Here is a 1,144-nt window from a genome sequence, read left to right as displayed (position 1 = left end):
GAGGCTGCAGCAGATGGGCTGAGCAATATCCGCATTACTACTCAGCCCTACAGAAAGCTGAATGCCAGCCTGTCTGTTGATGATTCAGGAAATAAAACAACCGGAGAATATATAGGCACAGCCGGATTGGCATTCAATAATCCCTTTCGGCTCAATGACAGCCTTAACCTGAATTTCAGCCACTCTCTCGATGATCTGCATCAGGACCGCAATCAGAGCTGGTTTGCAAGCTATCAGCTGCCGTTTAAAACATTTGATTTGAGCGCCTCCTACAGCCGGTATGAATATGACCAGTATGTTGCCGGCTACGAAAAGCCGATTCTATACAGCGGCGAAAGCCGGCAGGCGAACCTGACCCTATCCAAAATGCTGATGCGCGGAACGCAGTATAAAACATCCGTATACGGAAAGGCCTATCAAAAGCAGAACCGGAATTTTATTGAAGATATTGAAATCAGCGTTCAGCGCCGGCAGACGGCCGGCTGGCATGCGGGGCTTCAGCATAAACACTATTTGGGCAATGCTTTAGTTGATTTGAATTTGGATTACCGCAGGGGCGCGGGAGCATTCAACGCCATGCCCGCGCCGGAAGAGGAAATAACAGATATATACGGCAGCCCCCTTCCAGCAGAAGGCTATGCCCGCGCGCCGTTATGGAGCGCTGATATCCGGATCAATTATCCATTCGCTTTTCTCAATCAGGCTGCGCAATACCGGGTGAACTGGAAAGGGCAGTATGCACCTAAAGTGCTGGTGCCGCAGGAGCGGTTCTATATCGGCGGCAGATACAGCGTCAGGGGATTTGACGGGGAAATTATGCTGTCCGGGGACAATGGCCATTTCCTGCAGCAGGAAATCAGCGTAAATACGCCGCTGAATACGCAAATATATGCCGGCGTTGACCAGGGGTGGGTTGGCGGAGAACACAGCATTGCCGGCCAGCGCTATTTGGCTGGCGGTGTTGTCGGCATACGCAGCTGGTTTCAAGGCATATACCTGGATGCCTTTGCAGGACATGGCCTGGCTGCTCCAAAAAGCCTCAAGCGGGATTTCGTCACTGGCTTCAGCCTCAGCTACTCATACTGAATATTTAATTTTAAACACTTTTTAAAACTAGAAGCACTTTAAATGAACAAGAATCTAT

1 protein-coding gene is annotated in these 1,144 nt (G+C 50.1%); it reads left to right on the top strand.

The genetic code is table 11. The features are described from left to right. Positions 1-1,086 (top strand): ShlB/FhaC/HecB family hemolysin secretion/activation protein (locus RSA72_RS14560; protein ID WP_332633447.1); only part of this gene is annotated, 1,086 nt, incomplete at its 5' end. Between the last annotated feature and the right edge of the window lie 58 nt (positions 1,087-1,144).

Source organism: Acinetobacter sp. (assembly GCF_036659555.1).
Lineage (GTDB): Bacteria > Pseudomonadota > Gammaproteobacteria > Pseudomonadales > Moraxellaceae > Acinetobacter.
Note: the sequence above shows the minus strand (reverse complement) of the source record. Positions and strands in the feature narration are given on the sequence as shown.